17 protein-coding genes and 2 pseudogenes are annotated in these 18,589 nt (G+C 67.8%); 2 read left to right on the plus strand and 17 right to left on the minus strand.

Annotated features, from left to right (window positions below; genetic code table 11):
• Window positions 1–49: 49 nt before the first annotated feature.
• From ABZV34_RS24820 to ABZV34_RS24840, 5 genes and pseudogenes are all read right to left on the minus strand, one after another.
• The gene (locus ABZV34_RS24820; RefSeq protein ID WP_356280614.1) at window positions 50–667 is read right to left on the minus strand and encodes a DUF6417 family protein; all 618 of its coding nucleotides are present in this window, start codon (window positions 665–667) and stop codon (window positions 50–52) included.
• Between the two features lie 360 nt (window positions 668–1,027).
• Window positions 1,028–2,545, minus strand: coding sequence for a S1 RNA-binding domain-containing protein (locus tag ABZV34_RS24825; RefSeq protein WP_356280616.1), 1,518 nt, complete (start codon window positions 2,543–2,545; stop codon window positions 1,028–1,030).
• Window position 2,546: 1 nt separating this feature from the next.
• Window positions 2,547–2,891: a hypothetical protein gene (locus ABZV34_RS24830; protein WP_356280619.1), complete on the minus strand. Its 345-nt coding sequence runs from the start codon at window positions 2,889–2,891 to the stop codon at window positions 2,547–2,549.
• A gap of 397 nt (window positions 2,892–3,288) precedes the next feature.
• Entirely contained in the window at window positions 3,289–3,804 is a 516-nt protein-coding gene (locus ABZV34_RS24835; protein WP_356280738.1) for a lamin tail domain-containing protein, read from the minus strand.
• Between the two features lie 464 nt (window positions 3,805–4,268).
• Window positions 4,269–5,028: pseudogene (locus ABZV34_RS24840) on the minus strand (SOS response-associated peptidase).
• A gap of 170 nt (window positions 5,029–5,198) precedes the next feature.
• On the opposite strand from ABZV34_RS24840, the gene ABZV34_RS24845 reads away from it, so the two are divergent.
• Window positions 5,199–5,495, plus strand: a complete 297-nt coding sequence (locus ABZV34_RS24845) for a DUF6247 family protein (protein WP_356280622.1) — start codon at window positions 5,199–5,201, stop codon at window positions 5,493–5,495.
• A gap of 791 nt (window positions 5,496–6,286) precedes the next feature.
• A complete protein-coding gene (locus ABZV34_RS24850) occupies window positions 6,287–7,876 on the plus strand; it encodes a metallophosphoesterase (protein ID WP_356280624.1) in 1,590 nt (529 codons plus the stop codon).
• A 99-nt stretch (window positions 7,877–7,975) separates the two neighbouring features.
• Here the strand turns inward: ABZV34_RS24850 and ABZV34_RS24855 are convergent, their stop codons facing one another.
• The 12 genes and pseudogenes from ABZV34_RS24855 to ABZV34_RS24910 all read right to left on the minus strand — a co-directional run bounded on the left by ABZV34_RS24855 (window position 7,976) and on the right by ABZV34_RS24910 (window position 18,369).
• The gene (locus ABZV34_RS24855; protein ID WP_356280626.1) at window positions 7,976–8,581 is read right to left on the minus strand and encodes a hypothetical protein; all 606 of its coding nucleotides are present in this window, start codon (window positions 8,579–8,581) and stop codon (window positions 7,976–7,978) included.
• A 155-nt stretch (window positions 8,582–8,736) separates the two neighbouring features.
• Window positions 8,737–9,150 (minus strand): annotated as a pseudogene (locus ABZV34_RS24860) (SOS response-associated peptidase family protein); the annotation flags it as partial.
• A 143-nt stretch (window positions 9,151–9,293) separates the two neighbouring features.
• Complete coding sequence (locus ABZV34_RS24865; RefSeq protein WP_356280629.1) at window positions 9,294–9,554, minus strand: DUF3253 domain-containing protein; 261 nt, start codon at window positions 9,552–9,554, stop codon at window positions 9,294–9,296.
• A 461-nt stretch (window positions 9,555–10,015) separates the two neighbouring features.
• A complete protein-coding gene (locus ABZV34_RS24870; RefSeq protein ID WP_356280632.1) occupies window positions 10,016–11,200 on the minus strand; it encodes an alcohol dehydrogenase catalytic domain-containing protein in 1,185 nt (394 codons plus the stop codon).
• 281 nt (window positions 11,201–11,481) lie between these two features.
• Window positions 11,482–11,874 carry a hypothetical protein gene (locus ABZV34_RS24875; RefSeq protein WP_356280635.1) on the minus strand — a complete coding sequence of 131 codons (393 nt, stop codon included), beginning with the start codon at window positions 11,872–11,874 and terminating at the stop codon, window positions 11,482–11,484.
• A gap of 390 nt (window positions 11,875–12,264) precedes the next feature.
• Complete coding sequence (locus ABZV34_RS24880; RefSeq protein ID WP_356280638.1) at window positions 12,265–12,990, minus strand: glycosyltransferase; 726 nt, start codon at window positions 12,988–12,990, stop codon at window positions 12,265–12,267.
• Window positions 12,987–13,601: an SAM-dependent methyltransferase gene (locus ABZV34_RS24885; RefSeq protein WP_356280641.1), complete on the minus strand. Its 615-nt coding sequence runs from the start codon at window positions 13,599–13,601 to the stop codon at window positions 12,987–12,989. The genes ABZV34_RS24880 and ABZV34_RS24885 overlap by 4 nt, the downstream gene beginning before the upstream one ends.
• Entirely contained in the window at window positions 13,598–14,374 is a 777-nt protein-coding gene (locus tag ABZV34_RS24890; protein ID WP_356280644.1) for a PIG-L family deacetylase, read from the minus strand. The genes ABZV34_RS24885 and ABZV34_RS24890 overlap by 4 nt, the downstream gene beginning before the upstream one ends.
• Entirely contained in the window at window positions 14,371–15,372 is a 1,002-nt protein-coding gene (locus ABZV34_RS24895) for an acyl-CoA dehydrogenase family protein (RefSeq protein WP_356280647.1), read from the minus strand. Before ABZV34_RS24895 ends, ABZV34_RS24890 begins: the two co-directional genes overlap by 4 nt.
• Before the next feature lie 911 nt (window positions 15,373–16,283).
• Window positions 16,284–16,955 (minus strand): HAD family hydrolase, encoded by a 672-nt coding sequence (locus ABZV34_RS24900; protein ID WP_356280650.1) that lies wholly within the window; start codon window positions 16,953–16,955, stop codon window positions 16,284–16,286.
• An 18-nt stretch (window positions 16,956–16,973) separates the two neighbouring features.
• Window positions 16,974–17,939: an LLM class F420-dependent oxidoreductase gene (locus ABZV34_RS24905; RefSeq protein ID WP_356280653.1), complete on the minus strand. Its 966-nt coding sequence runs from the start codon at window positions 17,937–17,939 to the stop codon at window positions 16,974–16,976.
• Window positions 17,940–18,021: 82 nt separating this feature from the next.
• On the minus strand, window positions 18,022–18,369 hold the full coding sequence (locus tag ABZV34_RS24910; RefSeq protein ID WP_356280656.1) for a hypothetical protein: 348 nt from the start codon (window positions 18,367–18,369) through the stop codon (window positions 18,022–18,024).
• Between the last annotated feature and the right edge of the window lie 220 nt (window positions 18,370–18,589).

An 18,589-nucleotide genomic window follows, 5' to 3' on the forward strand; every position in this document is an offset into this window, starting at 1 on the left:
CGCCGACGGCTGCGCGGAGCGGGTGCGGCCCGTCTGCGCATTCGCGGGATCAGGACGGTGTCCGTGCCGCTGCGGTCGCCTGTCTGTCTGCCGCGCTGGTCGGCGCGCGGTAGATGGCGCCGTACTCGCGGCTGAAGCGGTTGGCTTCCGCGGCGGAGCCGGTCAGCCGGTGGAGCCAGAACCCGTAGGCCACCGATTCGATCTGTTCCGGGGTCAGGTGCAGGCGCCACCGTTTGATCCCGTGATCGCACGACGCCGTGCGGACCTGCTCGGCCAGCCCCGCCGCAGGCGAGACGCGGAGCCGGCCGGCGAGGCCGACGAACACGCGCAAGGCCGCCATCTGCGACGGGATGAGCTCCACCACCTCCCCCACCGCTGCTTCGCCAGGCGGTGGCTCGGCCCGGGGGCGGATCCGGCCGTAGGTGAGGGTGTCGTGCCCGTGCGAGGTCAGGCGAGCCGCCCACCGTACGGGCCGGCCCTCCAGCACCGACAACTCCGCCCGGTCCTCCCGACCGGCCAGCTCTACCAGACCCCGGCCCGCCAGGACGCCGGCGTGCTGCTGGTGCGGCAGGAGGAACTCGGTGTCGAGTGTCCAGCCGTGCCCGGCCGCCTGCCCCCACTCCCACAGCGCCTCCAGGACCGGCAGCACCTTCTCCCAGTTCCGCATCCCACTCCCCCGCCTGCTGTGTGTGCCTATGCGCCTTTGCCGACCGTAGGCATGACTTCGACGCAGACAGGCGGAAAGCAGGGAGAGGCCAGCCCACCGAGTGATCAGGCACAACCGTGTTGCCCGGCCCCGGCCTCCGTGCCGCAAGGCAGCGGAGTCCGGTATCGGAACCGGTTGCAGCGGTAGGGATCAGCGCTCTCCGGTGCGGTCGACGGTGACGAGACTCGCGGGTGCCTCCGCTGCCGCCAGCACACTGCCCCGGCCGCCAGCGTGCCTACCGTCGGATTCCGTAGTCGTCTGCGCTGATGTCGGCAGTCCTCTGCATGCCCGCTGTGGGGCTGTATCGAGTCGACTCCCTCGTCAGGAATGACGGTGCCACTCTGGGGCGATGGCCGTGGCCTGCTTGTGTGACAGTGCGATCCGGCGCCGGGTGGGGTCGACTTCGAGGATCTTGACGGTGAGTGCTTCGCCGACCTGGACGACGTCTTCGGGCCTTTCCACGTGCACATCGGCCAGCTCGGTGTTGTGGACCAGTCCCTCGAAACCGTGCTCGCAGTCCTCGACGCGGACGAAGGCGCCGAACGGGACGAGCTTCGTGACGGGGCCGGTGACGATCTGACCGACCTGCCGTGCGAGATCCAGCATCGGATCCGCCTGCAGCGCCTTCAGTGATAGCGGCACACGCTCCCGCACCATGTCGACGTCGAGGATCTCGGCGGCGATCTCCTGACCGACAGTGACGACATCAGAGGGGTAGTCGATGGGCCGCCAGGACAGTTGGGGAATGTTGATCATCGCGGTGAAGCCGCCGATGTCCACGAACGTGACGCCGAAGCTGGCGATCTCGGTCACCGTCCCGGTGATGACCTGCCCTCGGTACAGAGTCTTGAGGATGGCCCAGTGCCGGTCGCTCTGGGTCGGCTCAGTCCTCCAGCGGGCTCGCAGGACGCCGTCGCTGTCGGGTAGGACGGCGGTGAACAGAGGCTGGCGTTCGTCGGCATACATGGACAGAGCAGCTGCGGCGCGGGCGCCGGTGGTCTTCGTCGCGAGCTCCACGAACTGGGTCTCGTCGGCGGTGGTGCTCGTAATCTGACCGTCTGCGTCCTCCCAGACGAACTCGATCAGGCCCTCTTCGGGGAGAGCGGCGAGTACGGCGGCAACGTCGGTGGACAGGTCCGGCCAGACGGCCAGCTGAGCGCGGGGGGTCAGGCGAGCGCGGACCTCGTCGAGGGTGCCGTCGTTGAGCCGGTGCCAGCGTGTGACGTTGCTGGCGTAGACCTCTTCCAGGATTGCTGCCTGGCGCATGGCCACGCACCAGCGCAGCCGGGCCCAGAAGACGTCGTCCGCGGGGCGCTGTTCGCCCGGCTCGTCGTAGTCAGCGTCATAGGGGGAGGCGTCCAGAGGTTCCGGGAACAGGCCGAGTGCGCGGGTGCGGGCCAGTGCCTCCTCGCAGGGCTTACTGCTGCTGATGTAGGCGTACTGGTCCCATCCGACGTGGATGGTGAACCTGCCTTCCACTTCGAGGCGGCACCAGACGCCGTTACCGCGGAGCATCGCCCGGACCAGTTCGAGGCCGAGGGTGATCGAGACCTCCGCGCCGTCGTGGAAGCCTGCGAGATCGGATGAGAAGAGTCCGGCCAGTCCATCCCCCTCGATGGCCGGCTCGGCGCCGGGGTCGACAAGGCCGGTTGCAAGCTGCGGCTCCCGGACAGCCAAGCGGTCGATACCAGCGTGTTCTGCAAATGCGGCCACCGCCTGCAGGTAGGCCGATTCGACAGGTCCGTGGTCGCTGACCGCCTCGACGGTGCCGATGTAGCTGCCGTTTTCATCCCGGTCGGCGGGATCGTACTTGGTGATCCGGTAGACGAAAGGAAGCACGTCACTTCCCGCCGGATGCCGACGGTGCCACAGGGGTCTGGCGGCGTTCCAGGACGCGGTAGCTGACGGAGAAGGGGGCAGCGAGGCCAGCGATGGTGTGCTCGCCGCTACGGCGCTCTTTGACCAGGTGGGACGCAAGCGCTCGGGGCCGGTCAATGGGACCGGCCCCGAACATGTCGCACCGCACCATCACTGCCCGCGCCCCGGCGACGAACGACGACGGCGCCGGCCGCCGGGTGGCCGCGATGATGTGCGAGGTCGTCGGCAGGGAGAAGTCCAGCAACGCGCGGCGCAGCGGCCCGCGCTGGTACAGGGTGCGCCGTCCGGCTGGCGCGAGCTCGTTCATCCGCGCATCGTGGTGCGGGTATTGCCCGGTCGGTACGGGGATTCCGGCGCCCTTCGCGGACTGCACCGGAGAGTGCTTGGCCCTACCGTTGAAACCGGTGTCGATACCCTCTGGCTCTCGAAGGGGCGCCTGCGGCCGCGGTGCGGGAAGTCTGTGGACTGCGGCAGGCGGCCCTGTAGAGCGAAATCCCGCCCCCGGGTATCGGAGGCGGGATCGTGTGGAGCGCCGGGCAGGCCTTGTACCTGCATCTCCCCCCAGGAAGCGGGACGTCTTTCCAACAAGGTCGACCTGCTCTGGTCACGCGCCGGCGGCGCCCAGTGGCCGGATGCGCCACCGCGCGCCGCCGGGCTGTGCTCGGTGTGGTGACCGGCTGTGCGGCCACCGGTGGGTGGGGGTTTTAGAGGCGGCGGTCGTGGTGGTTGCCGTCGTGGCCGCGGCCGTCGTGGTGGTGTCCGCGGCCCCAGGAGGCGTCGTCGATGAAGCGGCCGTGGTCGTTGCGGAGAGTGGCGGTGTCGGAGCGGTTGTCCCAGACGTAGTTGCGGCGGTCCTGGTAGACGTCGCGGTAGGTGTCGCGGCCGATGCCGGTGTGGACGCGGACGGTGGAGCGGCCGTCGAGGCGGTAGTGGTTGAAGGTGTAGGTGTGGCCGTCTTCGTCGGACAGGGTCCAGCCGTCGAGGTTCACGCTGCGCCGGGAGGTGTTGGTGACGTCGATCCACTCCCGGTTCAGGGAGTAGTTGGAGCGGTCGTCGAAGCCCGGGGAGTCGTACTGCACGTCGCTGATGACCACACTCGAGCGGTACGCGGCGGCCTGGTGAGGGCTGGACTGGGCGGAGGCCGGCAGGGCGGCCGCGCCGAGGGCGGCGCCGGCGGCGAGCGTGGTGGCGGCGATACGGCGGATCGAACGAGAAGACATGGGCACTCCCCTGAGGTGCATGCCCACGAGCCGGTCGATGCGGCGGCCGGGGTGGGCGGTGTGCGGATCCCGACTGGTGCCGAGGACCCACAGCTTGGTCGCCCGCCGGACTCGATGGGAGTTGCGACGTTTCATGTTGCCGTATACGGACATTTCCGTGACTGTCGCCTGCGGTGCGCAGTCAACGGTGCAGGCGGTGAAACTCCGTTCGCGGGAGGGTGCATGAACCCGGTGGCCATCGCGGTGGAAGCGGATTCCAGCTCCCCGCGCGCCTGCAGCACGCCACCTGTGCGCCCCCTGTCAGGACGCTATTCGATGAGTAACAGACGACATCAGCCGATAAGCGAACAGCGAAACGATAGTCGCAGATGTGTGCGAATCTATGTCCGGAACGGAGCCGTCGGTCCCGTGCCGCCGGCCAGCCTCACAGCTGCGAGCAGAGTTGATCTGCTCCCGCCTCAGAGCTAGGCGGTGATCTTGTCCAGGAGGTGAGGGCCGCTGTTGCGGACGCTGTTGACGGCTGTGGTGACCGGCCGGGTGTCGAGGTGTCCGTCGGCGGGCTGGGTGAGCAGCGCGTGCAGGTCGTCGGGGTCTTGGTGGTGGGGGTCGAGCCAGGCGTAGTAGTGGTCGGCGGTGAGGGCTAGTGGCATGCGGGGGTGCACTCGGCCGGAGGCGTCGGTGGCCTCGGTGGTGATGATGGAGCAGGTCATCAGCCAGGCGCCCGGGTCGTCGTCCGGCTTGATCTCGGGGTTGCGCCAGTACTCGTACAGTCCGGCGAGTGCCATCACCTGGTCGTCCTCGGGGTGGATGAAGTAGGGCTGCTTCCGAGCCTTGCCGGTGGCCTCGTCGACGGCTTGCTGCCATTCGTAGAAACCATCGGCCGGCAGCAGACCGCGTCATTTGACGAAGGCCCGGCGGAAGGCGGGTTTCTCGTGCACGGTCTCCACCCGCGCATTGATCATCCGCGCGCCGAACTTCACGTCCTCCGCCCACGAAGGGACCAGAACCCAGCACAGCAGCCGCAATTCTCGCTCCACCGATGCATCGTCGCCCTCTTCGTGTCGCGGGCGCTCAAGGACCGCCCACCGCCCAGACGTTGTTGGTCGGGGCGACGTTCCAGTTCGGCGCCAGCTCTTCCTCGGGGTACCAGTCGGTGGCGTGGAAGAGCTGGACCAGGTCCTGGGGACTGCGTGTGGAGCCGTAACGGCCGCACCTGCAGCCCACTGTGCCTCACCGCCCGGTGGCGCCGCAGTCCACCAACTGCTGTGTGCCGGGCGAACCTCAGGCCGCGGCGGCCGCTACGTGCAGGTACAGACCGCCGCAACCGTGCGAAGCCCTCCCCCTGCCGAGCTGCGTACGGCTACCGTAGCGATACAACCTGTATGGAGGAGCCTGTGAGCGCGCAGCCCGAGGAAGCCCCTGCACCACCCGCACCGGCGGCCGCCGCCCATCTGCTCGCTCGGCTGCGCGCCGACAGGCGGGCCGCTTCGTGGGTGCCTGCTTTCGAGCGGGACTGGGCGAAGGCCCTTGAGGACTCCCGGCACACCTACAGCCTCACGCCACTGCACGACGTCGTCCGTTCCTGGCAGCTACGCGTTGCGGCGGCGCCGGCCGTCGACGCCTTCACCGACTCCGGCCGTGACGAGAGCGGCTTCGTGGATCTGGACGACGTCCTTGGTGCCCGCCCGTGACTGATGCGCTGTGGGGGGTGCGGCTGTCGCCGCAGGCCGGGAAAGTCGTGGCCGAGCTTCCGGAGTCTGCGACGGAGATGGTCCGTGACGTCGTCGACCTTGCCGCTCGGACCCCGTGGGGGTGGCCGCAGTAGAACGCGGGCGACGCCGAAGGGGAGGATGTGCGGGCCGCCTCGGTCGGGCAGTTGTCCGTCGTCTACTTCATCAATCGGCCGCTGCGGCACCTGTCCGTCCTGGACATCGTTTGGCTCGGCTGAACACTACGATTCTCCCGGTCACGGGCGCGTGCGGCGTGTCAGGCAGTCCGTCATCTCTTCGGCGGCGGCTTGCCGGGCTGGGATGCCTCCACGACATACCGCACGTCGTACTGGACGACGAGCCCCCGCCCCGGGGCGGAGGCGACGATGCCCACGTGCCGCTCACCGAGTCGTCAGCTGAACCTCCGGCATGGGCTGAGGACGACGTTCCGTCCGCGTTCGACGGGTTCGGCGGCCCTGCACCCGAGTAGACGGCAACACGATCCTTCTCAAGGAGGTGAGGAGCTAACTCTGAGCTTGCCGTTCAACTTCAGGCACTCGATGCGGTCGTGGCAACGGTGACCTGAGCTGTCCAGGACTCGGGCTCCCGGGGCGGATCCCAGGTCACATCGACGTTTCGGGTGGCTCGACCAGCCTCTTGCCGCAGCGGCTCCCATCTCTCTCGGTTGCCCACCCCGCCTCACGCCCATCTCTACAGTGGAGACAGCCGTCCCTGGGGTGGGGCTCGGCAAGAGACCTCCTTCCGGGAGTGCCATGGGACTCTGCTTCGACCTCGCGACGTCCAACGTCGTGGCCCATCTGCTCGATCCGGGCCGTCGACCCCCTCGTCTGCAACACAGTGAGATCTCGTACTTCCTGCACGTTATGCAGCATCGCGACGACCGGTTCATCTCCTCATCGGCCGAACTGGCCGATGAGGTACGGAATCGGGCTGTCACATCCGGCCAGCGCCTCCGCGGGTTTTCTGACCGCTCGGACGTACTGGCAGGACGTGACGTCCGGTACGTACTACAGCCGCTGGAAGAGCTGTTCGGCCGGTACGAAGCCGTCGTCCTCCCTGTCGGCACCTCGGAACACGAAGACCAGTTAAGCCGGTTCGCCCAGGAGGCGGCGCACGCCCCCGGACACGGCCTGCTTGTACTCATGCCGCAGCTGTACATGCCGGAAGTGAACGTGCTCGTCCTGGACCCCGACGACGGAGTCAACGACGCCTTGAAGCGCAGCAACGAATGGCCGGGCGCGGTCTTCGCCGTCCGCGGCAAGAGCTCGTTCTTCGTTCCCTTCGACGCCGCTTACGCCGCCGTTGCCGGCGCGGCCTCGGCAGACGCCGACCTGAGGTCGGTATTGCGCACGGCTCGGGACCGCGCGGAGCTGCAGGCAGTGACAGCCCGCAGCAGTCACCGCCGGCTGTTGCATCTCAGCGACCTTCATCTGGGGCCCAAGCAGACGGGCTGGCGGCGCGAGTACCTGAGGCGCGCGCTCTCACGTCTCGACCCCCTGGATCGAGTCGTCATCACCGGTGATCTCTTCGACCAGCCCCGCCCTCGTCATCGAGAGCAGTACGACGAATTCGTGAACCAGCTCCGCGATCTCACTCGGGCCGAACCGGTCGTGGTGCCGGGAAACCACGACCAACGAATCTTCGGTAACAAGGTCGGGCGACTGGGGAGCCGACGCAGTGAACTGGCCGAGGTGCGATGGGACCGCGGGGCCGTGCACGACCGGGACGCCAAGCTCGTCTTCCTCTGCTTCAACTCCTCGAAGAAGGGTGATGCCGCGCGCGGTGGCATTGGCGACAAGCAGTTACTGAGCGTCGCCACTTCGTACGATGCGGCCCGGCGGATCGCCGGGTACGACGACTGTCTGCGTATCGCGGTCCTGCACCACCACCCGTACCCGTACCCACTGCCTGACGAGGAACCAAGGTCAGGGCACCACCCCAGCGAGGATCCGGTGTCGGGGCACAAACAGACCTGGATGAAACGAGCCTGGAGCCGGTTGCCTCGGGAACGCCTGCTCGAGATGGAGGATGCCAAGCAGTTCCTGAACTGGTGTGCGGCCCGTGACGTGAGCCTCGTACTCCATGGGCATCGACACCGGAGCCGGCTGGTTTCCGACAGCATCCCCGTCAGCGGCGTTCCTTTCCGCAGGCACGACCTGACGACCGTGGGCTGCGGCACCTCGCTCGGCGCGGGTGACTCCCCGCTGTCGTTCAACGTGATCGATTGGAATTCGGCTACAGGTGGCTGGGCCGTCGACTTCCAGGAGAGCGAGCCCGACGGTCGCGGATTCCGGTCAGTGGCCGTCCGCGCTTGCATCGCCCGGAATACTGACGGCAGGTAGGGGGCAGGGGCGGAACCTCACCGGTCGGACAGGCGGCGACCGCCCCTGCCACTATTTTGACGGACGGCGAGGGCTGGACTGTCGCGGTCCAAGAATGCGCTACCGACGCCCGGAGCCTCCGGTCGGTCGCCGTCCGGGCACATAGCGCGGGAGGCGGAAGCGATGCGAGTTCCGCGGGGTGGACGGGGCGACAGGGGGGGCCTCGATGGTCGGATCGACGCGCTCCCACCGCAGGTGCGACGGGTGAGCCGTGCCCACGTCCTCGGCGAGCTGGTGACGTAGCTCGCTGGCGAGATGCCGGACCATCCGCGACTCTTCCTCGGCGAGGGGCGGGCCGGAGGGCTCGCCGTGCGAGTCCTGGGATCCGGCGGCGATCAAAGCATCCTGGAGCGCCAAATAGCAGGTCTTTGCGGCAGGCGTCAGGAACATGCCCCCCGCCTTCTCGCTGAAATACCAGGCGTGAAATGTCCTCGCGAACGCCAGGAGCTGTGCTCGGTCCGGTTCCTCTCCCGGGCGCCACCTCCGTGGGACGCGCTCCGTGAGATGGAACAGCGTCGCGTAGTGCTCAAGACGGCGATCACGTACTGAGAGGTCGTAGGAATGGCGCAGTTGCATGAGCATGTTGGCGCGGTTCGTCAGAAACCCTGCCGCCGCACCGGCGAGACCTCCGAAAGCAGCTCCAAGCAGACCGATGAGGACCGTCATGACCACCCCCGTCGCCGACCGCCGCGCCTTCCCCAAGACATCACAGTACGGCCGACGTCTCAGGCTGCCACAAGGGCGCTCTCCCGCGAAACGGTGCAGGGTCGTAGCGGCGGGGGCGGGGAACAGTCGTGTCATCCGTTCGTATGAAGCTGTCGGTACGGCTGCTTTCGTAGCTTCCCAGCGGCCTCGTCCCTGGCCTGCACCCAATTGTAGAAGCCGTCGGCCGGCAGCAGACAGCGGCGCTGGGCGAAGGCCCGCCGGTAGGCAGGCTTCTCGTGCACGGTCTCCACACGCGGGTTGATCATCCGCGCACCGACCTTCACGTCCTTCGCCTGGGGCGGGACCAGCCGCCAGGGCAGCGCCCGCAACTTCCGCTCCGCCGACGCATCGCCGTCCTGTTCACGTTCGCGCGCCGTGCGCTCGAGGACAGCCCACACGTCATTGGTCGGGGCGACGTTCCAGTTCGGCGCCAGCGCTTCCTTGGGCCGCCAGTCGGCCACGTGGAAAGGCTGCACGAGGACCTGGGGACTGCGGGTGGAGACGTAGCGACCGTACGTGCACTCTCCCAGCGCTGCTGAGGCTCCGCCCTCTGTTCCCCACGGTGGGCTGCCGCCACGGCTGTGTGAGCGACTCGAATTCCCGTCGTCGGGGTGCGTGCGTGTGCCCGGCCACCCACCACGTGCCCCGCTCGCGCCACACCGTATCTGCGTGGTTATTCCGCGCGGCGGATACGAATGGGCCCCCGAACTTGGCGGGGGTCCACCGGCACGCCACGTTGGGTGACGATCACCCGGCCGATGTCAGAAAGCCGGACAGCGGCGCGGCGCACTCGCTCCATGAGTTCTCGCCAATGGTCGCCCGGAGCACGATCGAGCGCACGCGCTACCTCTGACGGGCAGACCGACGCGCCTGAAGGCCGCTGCTCGAGCAACTTCAGAACGGCGGCTTCTACGGCCTCGTCGCTCAGGGACATCAAAAGGTGTTCCCTCCATTGGTGGCCGGTCCCTTCTTGTGAGGGGCGAGCTGGATCTCTGCGTGTCGATCTGGCGCCGCCCTATTTACCACTGAGAGTAATCACACAAGTAGGGTAAATCCATAAAAATGGTTATCAAGCCGCCTGTGCGGAACTCGTACGGCATGGAGGAAGCCATGCGTCGAATAACAGTGCAGAGGCGTCAAACCCAAACCGATCCCCGCCGCCCTCGCGAAGAGCCCAAGACTCCTTCGCATCCGTGGGTCCGCAAGGAAATCGCACGGACATGGTGGCCAGAGGGGTAGCCCTGCGTATGAACGCGGAGCTTTTCGTCGAGGCCGTAGCGTTCTTCCCTGCCCCGAGTGCGGCATTCCTTACCCAAGGCACACACCGCGGTAACCGTGCGCCTCGAACAGTCAGCGCTCGAAGTGCACACCACCCCCCACCCGCAGATCCTTGGTTCAGGGGCGCAGCAAGGTTTTGATCATGCCGTGCTCTTTTGCCGCGAAGGCGGCGTAGGCCTGTGGCGCCTCGTCCAGCGGCAGGTGATGGGTGGCGAAGGTGTCGACGCCGAGAGGGTCCTCGTCGGTGAGCAGCGGCATGAGGTCGGGGACCCAGCGCCGTACGTTCGCCTGTCCCATCCGGAACTGAATCTGCTTGTCGAACATGCGCAGCAGGGGCAGGGGGTCCATGGCGCCGCCGTACACGCCGGAGAGGGAGACGGTGCCGCCGCGCCGTACGAGGTCGATGGCCGCGTAGAGCGCGCCGAGCCGGTCCACACCGGCCTTCTCCATGAATTGCTGGGCCAGCGTGTCGGGCAGCAGCCCGGCCGCCCATTGGGCGGCTTTGGCTATGGGGTTTCCGTGCGCTTCCATGCCGACCGCGTCGATCACGGAATCTGTGCCGCGGCCGTCGGTCAGTGAGCGCACCGCGTCCCCGAGGTCCTTTTTGTGGCGTCGCAGGTCCAGGCATTTCACGCCGTGGGCGGTGGCACGCTCGAGGCGTTCGTCGACGAAGTCCACACCGATGACCAGCCCCGCACCCCGGTGCTGGGCGATGCGGGCGGCCATGTCGCCGATCGGTCCGAGCCCGAGTACGGTCACTGAGCCGCCGGGCGGCACCGCGGCGTACTTGACGGCCTGCCACGCGGTCGGCAGCACGTCGGAGAGGAAGACGAAGCGGTCGTCGGCCGGTCCGTCGGGCACCTTGATCGGAAGGGTGTTGCCGAACGGCACCCGCAGGTATTCGGCCTGTCCACCCGGCACCTGTCCGTACAGCTTGGTGTAGCCGAAAAAGGCTGCTCCGGAGTCGTAGGCGTGTACCTGCGTCGTCTCACACTGCGAGTGCAACCCTTGCGCGCACATGTAGCACGTGCCGCAGGACACGTTGAAGGGGATGACGACCCGGTCTCCGGTGGCGAGAGCGTCCACGTCGGGGCCGGTCTCCTCGATCACGCCCATGGATTCGTGGCCCAGGATGTCGCCTGGTTCGAGGAACGGGCCGAGGACTTCGTACAGGTGCAGGTCGGATCCGCAGATCCCGGTGGACGTGATCCGCACGATCACGTCATCGGGCTGTTCGATCACTGGCTCGGGAACTGTTTCCATCCTGACGTCACGCCGGCCCTGCCAGGTCAGTGCACGCATACTGGCTGCCTCCTAGATCATGCTTGGGAACGGTGGTGTCTGCGGCCGCGCATCCGCGCTCCCTTTCCGCCCAAGCGGGAGCAGCACCTTACTCACCAGGATGACGACCTCGAGGTGCACGACAGCAGGCAGAGCTGCGCGGCCAGCGTTGCTTCCATGTTTGTCTTCAACTGCTGGGCGCGAATGGCCTGAAGAGCATCGCGTCCTGTTGGCAGAAACCACTCGTCTCTCAGACGGCAGTCCCTACGAACGAAAGAACTGCTGGAGTGGCTATGTACCCGTCAGTGGGTCTTGCGTCCGTCTCGCGGATCTTGAGGATCGATGCCGGTGGTGGCGGAGGCATCCTTGGTTCCGCTGGGACGCCGTGAGCGGCCTCTGGGCCCGGTGTCGTGCATGCCTGGCTCGGCGCCGCCGGCCTTGCTCTGGTCTTCCCCGCGTCGGTTCGTGCTTTTCACGGGTTCGCCGTGAGGATTACCGGCCTCTTCCTTGGAGATCTTGCGGCCGGGTCCTTTGGGGGGAGCATGCTCGTCGGGGTGGAACGAGCGCTGAGCGCTCGGGTTTTCCTGTTGTTTGGTCTCATCGACGTCCGGAGACCAGCCGTGCTGGTGCGCTCCCTGATGCTGGCTGGGGTGCTCACGGGACCCGGAAGAAGACGGTTTCGACTGCTTCGCCATGACCGGCCTGCCCTCTCCACACGAAGGACGGAGTGTCTGGCTCCGAAGATCGCGAACTCACCGTGCTGATGCGCTTGCTGCCAGTCGGGCTTGTTGTTCACCGGGGGCGTCGGCAGAGGCAGCCCGTCCGTGACATGGCTCTCGCGTCGGCAGAAGTTCTACCTGTGCATGGGATCTTCATGCCCGAATGGTGCCATTGACCTGCAGGTTTGCGCCGGGAATGCAACTGGGCCTTCCTTTCGCTGCGGCCCCTCAAGACCAGGGTAGACACGTTCTCATCCCGTCGCTCGATCGTTGACGAGGACAGCGGAGGTCCCCTCCGGCGCGCGCAGTACGTTCGCATTGACTCTGGTGTGAGCCAAGCGCCCCGGAGAGGGCTGTACTGGTCCGCTAGGCAGCCGGTCTGGTCAGTGCAGGGTGCAGGGACGCGAGGAGGTCCGAGAGCCCCCCGGGTGCTCGTCCATGCAGGCGGGCGGCTGTGTGGACGGGATGCTGATCGGTGCGGGCGATGCGGTGGCCGGCTTCGGACAGCCGAGCTGCGAGGTCGCGGTCCTCTCCGGTGGGCAGTGAGGCAAAGCCGCCCACTCGCAGGTAGGCCAAGGCGGACACCCCGAGGTTCGCGCCATGAACATGCGGGTGCTCCCACGCCTTATGCGTCTCGCTGACGCGCCGGGTGCGGAAATAGTGCGTGTTGTGCCGTGCCTCGAGGAAGAGGGCAGTTGTGGTGGGGGCGAGGCGGATGGTGCCCAGAACGACGTCGTACCCCCGCCGGGCCCAGTCCATCTGGTGGGTGAGCCAGGCTGTCGGCACCGTGGAATCGGCGTCCGTCATGGCCAGCCACACGTCCGGGCCAGCGTCTTCCAGCAGTTCCAGTGCGCGCTTGGTGCCGACGGTGCGCGCGGCGCCGACATTATGGCTGCCAGTACTCACGACATGGGCTCCCCCGCGGACAGCCACAGCCGCTGTGGCGTCCGTGCAGGCGTCCGCGGTCACCACAATCACCACAGGGATCGGTGCCGCTCGTGCGGCGGCTACCTGCACGCTGCGGAGACAGGCACTGATGCGGTGTTCTTCGTTGTGCGCGGGTATGACGACGCCCACGGCTCGGGGCGTCACGCCAGACCTTCCGCACGGGCCGGAGAGAGTGCTGGGCCTGCGTCTCGGCTGTGTTCGTGAACGGTGAGAGTGAAGTCCGGGTCGTCATAGCGGGCCAGTCGTTTCAGCTCGGGCACCATGTCGAGGCTTTCGGCGATGTCCCGGCCCGTGCAAGTGTGCTCGGCGACCGAGTGGTTCCAATGCACGGTGACGAGATGGCCTCCCTCTTCGAGGCTCTCCGCACTCTGGTTCAGCAGCTGCGTTCGGGTGGCGGAGTTGAAGTAGTAGAGGAGTTCGGACAGTACTACCAGGTCGAAGGACTCCTCCGGCCACTGCTCGGGCACCGTCATCTGTCGCACCGTGACGTGGTCCGCGTTGGCGGTGCGCTGCGTCGTGGCCTCGACCGCCGAGGGAACACGGTCCGTGGAGAGAAGTCTGTCGCAGCGGGCGGCCAGGAGTCCGGTCAGCACGCCCACCGAACAGCCCGGCTCGAAAGCACTCAGGTAGCGCGGGTGGGGCAGAGCCGCGACGGTCAGGTTGTACTTGCGGCGGTCGTACCACCGTTCTGCCAGGCGCCAGGGATCGGCAGCATCGGCGTACTGACGGTCGAAGTAGCTCGCGGGGGTGTTCAACGGATCACCGTCTCGAAGGTGCGGGTGTGATGGGCTATCTCCTGGGGCGGCAGCACCGGGCCGATGTGCCCTGCGCGGGGCTCCAGTTGACTCGTGAACCGTGCCACTGCCGCTTTCTTGCGCACGGCCGCCGCTTCCGGTAGCGCCACGACCGCAGTTCGATGCCACGGCACGCGGGAGTCGTTCGGGCGGGCCCAGTGCCACATCCACACCGGGTAGGACCACGCTGATACGCAGCTGTCGCGGGCCGCGCGCTGAGCGGCTCGGCCCGCGGCCTCGTGGTCACTGTGCAGGTCGCCCTCCCACGGCGCCACACACACCGCGGCGCCCACGGCCTCGAGGACTTCACCTATCGCCACACGGGCCTGATCCTCATACTCAGCCAGAGCGGTATCGGGCAGACCGGCATACACAGGAGCCGGCAGCCCACCGAGTTCGCCCAGCGCAGCCGCCAACTCGCCGCGGCGCCGAACAGCCAGCAACGCTCGGGCGGACGGGAGAGACGATCCGTGAGAAGCCTCCCCGTCGCTCAAGCACACCGTGTGGACCGCCACACCAGCGTGAACCAGAGCAGAAATGCACCCTCCGAACCCCAGGACTTCGTCGTCGGGATGGGCAGCCACCACTACGACAGGTCCTGACGGAAGAGCGATCGGCGGGAGGGAATCTGGCAGCCGTGCCCGCCGCCATTCGGCCTCGTCGGCTCCCTCCGCATCGATGGCTGCGGCGGCGGCCCGCCGTGCGACACCGGCGTTGTGGGGACCGCCGCTCATCGTGATTCGCCCGCACTGCCGGCCGCCGCCAGGCGACCGAGCTCGGCCAGGTTCGCCTCAGCGTGGTGCTGGCGCACGTAGACGGTCAGATCTGCCACTGCGCGGGCGTGCCGCTCGTCACGGCACAAAGGCCCAGCACCCGTGGCGCGCCCCACATGTTCCATGACCTCAGTGCACACCTTCTCGATCAGCGCCCGCACGCGCAGGCTCCGCGTGCGGGCTTCCCGGCGTTTGTCGAGGGGGTCGGTGTCGATCTCCTCGCCCGCACGGAGCAGCACACCATCGGCGGTGTGCAACAGCATGTCGATCGTTCCCAGGTGAGCCGCCGTGTGCTCGTTCAACCGCCCGGCGGCCGCTCGTTCATACAAAATCGCAGCGACCGCGTGAGCACCGCCGAGCCAGCACGCTGCTACGCCGATGCCTCCGTGCTGGAATCCCGGCCGCGTCAGATACTCCTCCACCCCACCGACGGCTCGCGCGCGAACATCCGTGAACGACATGTCAAGGCTGTCGCTGCCGGCCATGCCGATCGCCGGCCACGTGCCTTCCAGCGGCTTCGCGCCGGGGTGGTCCAGCGCGACGGCAAAGAGTCGGTAGCCGTCATCTGCGTCCGCTGTCACGAGGGCGTGGGTGCAACTGCGGGCACCGGAGCAGTAGGGCTTGACGCCGCTGATCTCCCACCCCCGACCTGTGCGTGTCGCGCTCACACCTGGCCCCGGTGGGCGCGCTGCCCAGACTCCCCAACGCTCCCCCGCCACAGGCAGGTGACGGCCCAGTTCGTGCAGAATCGCGGCCGCGTCGAGATGCCCCTCGGCGAGCCGGGCCACGCTGAGGTCTCGCTGCCCCAGTTCGCTGAGAGTGGAGAAGCGACGCGCTGTCGACCGCCCCGGCAGCGGTACGCCTCCTGCCTGGCGCCTGACGAAATCTGCGAACAGATCCGCAGCACGCCGCTCGGGAGTGCGGGCAAAGTCAGGCAATTCGGAGGGTACGACAACCACGCGGACCTCCTCCGTCGAGGGACGCCGCCGGACCTCTGGCTGTCAGGGAGACTCGTGCGCGCGACGCACGGAGCGCCAGCAGTCGGCGGTGTGCAGCTCGGGCCCGGACCGGGCCGCGCACGCCCAGTACCCGCCAGGTGGCCGCACATCCCTTTTTCCATGGAAGTGTCGCCTCATTACCGATCATAGTCTGCGCGCTCTACGGCCCGCGCTGTGGACCGCGGCGGTCGAGGCCTGGGCAGGGGCAGACAGACATATTTCGACCGCCCCGCCTCTGTTGCGCTGTGGAGTCAGGGAGTGGCCGGCTGCGGCAACAGGCAGTCAGTGCGGCGTGACGCCGTCGTCCGAACGCCGATACCCGACGGCTCGGAATCGCCCGACGTGATCATGCCGCGCATACACAATTCCCCGATGACGCGGGACAGCATCAGCCCTCCGGCAGATGCCAGGTCCCAGGTTGCATCCGTCTCCGCGGATTCGGCGGCCATGATGGTAGAGATGTCTCGCCTCCGAGCTCCCCGTGTCGCGGGGTGTTCCCACACTGTCGCAATATCGTCATGGGACGGGATCTTCAGGATGTGGCAATCGGGTGAACGGTGCGTGGCACGCAACGCGGACGCGGCGGCAGCAGCAGGACCCAGCCCAGCGGCGAGGCCAACGACCCGAAAGTGCGCGGACCGAGCACCGCAACCAGGCCTCACCGACAGGCGATGTGGCAGTCCGTCCGGCCCGGAAACCGCTACGGCCCAGCCCGTCCAGGCCGCGCCACCCGGCCTCTGCACCGCAACATGCCGTGAGCGCCTCCCCGGACACGGCCCGTGCTCGGCGCTGCCGAAGAAGACTGGCCGCCTCCTTTGAAGGTGCTGGACAGTCCTGGGCGACGGCCTGCCGGCTCCCGCACGGGACTCCGCTCACTCCTGATCGGCGAAGACGCTGGTGTTCAGATGCTCCAGCAGGTCGGCGGGGTCTCGGTACACCGCGCGGGCACCGGCGGCCTCCAGGTCCGCACGCGGGATCCCGCCGGACAGTACGGCCACCGGGACCACGCCGTCACGGACCGCGGCCTCCATGTCCCACACCGTGTCCCCGACGAACACGGCCCGTCCGCTCGAAACGCCCGCCAGCTCTCTGGCCTGCGCCACGGCCTCGGGAGCGGGTTTGCCCTCGGCCACGTCGTCCGCACTGGCCGCCCCCGCGATGACGTCGTCCGCGTCGATCGCCCCGCGCAGCGCGGCCAGTTCCGCGCCGCTCGCAGAGGTGGCCAGGACAATCTCCCACCCTCGCGCCGCCAGAGCGCGCAGCAGGTCGGCGGACCTGTCCAGGGACGGCAGCCTGTCGAAGTACGTGGCGCAGAGGGTGTGGTGAGCCGCGGTGATCTGCTCGTCGCCGTCACGGTCGCGGCCGTCACCGAGCAGGTGGTCGATCAGGTCGCCACTGCTCAGGCCCACGGCCCGGTGAATCTCGCGCATGGGGACACGATGACCGGCCTGCCGGAAGGCCTCCCACCAGGTGACGACATGCAGGTGATTGGTGTCGACGAGGGTTCCGTCGACGTCGAAGATCGCGGCACGTTTCGTGGTCATGACGAAGTCCTCGGCCTTTCACAGGTCCCGGAGGGCGGGGAGCAGCTTCTGCTGGGCCCATTCCAGGTACGGTTCCTGGTGGTCGCCGCCGATCTGGACGAGGGCGATCTCGGTGAACCCCGCTTCCAGGTAGGGGGACACGGCCTCCACGACGGCTTCGACGTCGTCGCCGCAGGGGATGGAGTCGGCCACGTCCACGGGCCGTACGAACTGGGTGGCACCGGTGAATCCGGCGGGTCCGGGCAGTTCGGAGTTGACCGGCCAGCCGCTGCCGAACCATCGGAACTGGTCGTGAGCGCGGGCGATCGCCGCGTCGCGGTCGGTGTCGTAGCAGATGGGCAGTTGGCCGACTTTCGGTTTGCCCGCTCCGCCGTGCTGCTCGAACGCGGAGACCAGGCTCTGCTCGGGTTCGGTGGCGATCAGGAGATCGGCGAGCCGGCCGGCCAGTTCGCAGGAGCGGTCGCCGGAGACGGCGACGCCGATCGGCGGGGGTACGTCGGGCAGATCCCACAACTTGGCGTTCTCGACGTCGAAGTGGGACCCGTGGTGGTTGACGTTCTTGCCCGTGAAGAGCGAGCGGATGATCTCCACTGCCTCTTCCAGCATCTCCAGCCGCACCTGCGCGGCCGGCCATCCGCCGCCCACCACATGCTCGTTGAGGTTTTCGCCGGAGCCGAGTCCGAGGCGGAAGCGCCCCTGGGAGAGGAGTTGCATGGTGGCGGCCTTCTGGGCGATGACCGCGGGGTGGTAGCGGGTCGTCGGGCACGTCACGTAGGTCATGAGGGGAATGCGTTCGGTGGCCTGCGCCGCGGCGCCCAGGACGCTCCATGCGTAGGGGGCGTGCCCCTGGGACTCGAGCCAGGGGAAGTAGTGGTCGGACGTGACGGAGAAGTCGAAGCCCGCGCGTTCCGCTCCGACCACGTGGCCGACGAGCTCTCGCGGGCCGGCCTGCTCGGTCATCATCGTGTAGCCGATCTGGACCATGACGCTCTTCTCCTCGTGGCTCGGCCGTGCGAGCGGGCCTGTGGCGAGTGGGCCAACAGGTGGGGGGTGTTGGACTCCCCTCTCATTGCCGCTTCGTCCGGAGCTGCAGATCGACCTCCTTCTCCTGGTCGCCCGAGGCAGTGCCTTCCTCATCGACGGTGAACGCGGCATCGAGGGCTTCACAGAGACGATCCACGGCGACGTACCCGCCCTGCAGGGTGGCCTTCAGCTCACCCTGCAGCGATGTCGGCCCGGTGGGCACGCCCTCTCGCGTCGGGTCGAACTCCGCGGTCCACACGACAGGATGGTCTCCCGACAGGTACAAACGCGTGGGATCCGAGGGCCCGTCGGCGGGGAACGCCGTCCGCAGGACGTCGAAGACCGTGACAGCATCCTCCTGGGACGCTCCGGTGAGAGACACGGTGACCATGGCGGTCACGCTCCTTTCCGCTGGGGTACGACGGTGTACTTCGGGTCCTCCGCGGAGGCGATCCACCCGTTCCGCGGTGTCGGTGCGCGGCCTGATCTGCTCCGTGCGTGCGGACATGGCCGCCCGACCACGCCCCAGCGGATCGGATCCGGTCAGCTGTCGGTAGACGGGCCAGCCGCTGACCCAGGTACGCACACCCATGACATGTCCTCTCGAGCGG

This window comes from Streptomyces sp. NPDC005195, from assembly GCF_040608315.1.
Lineage (GTDB): Bacteria > Actinomycetota > Actinomycetes > Streptomycetales > Streptomycetaceae > Streptomyces > Streptomyces kaempferi.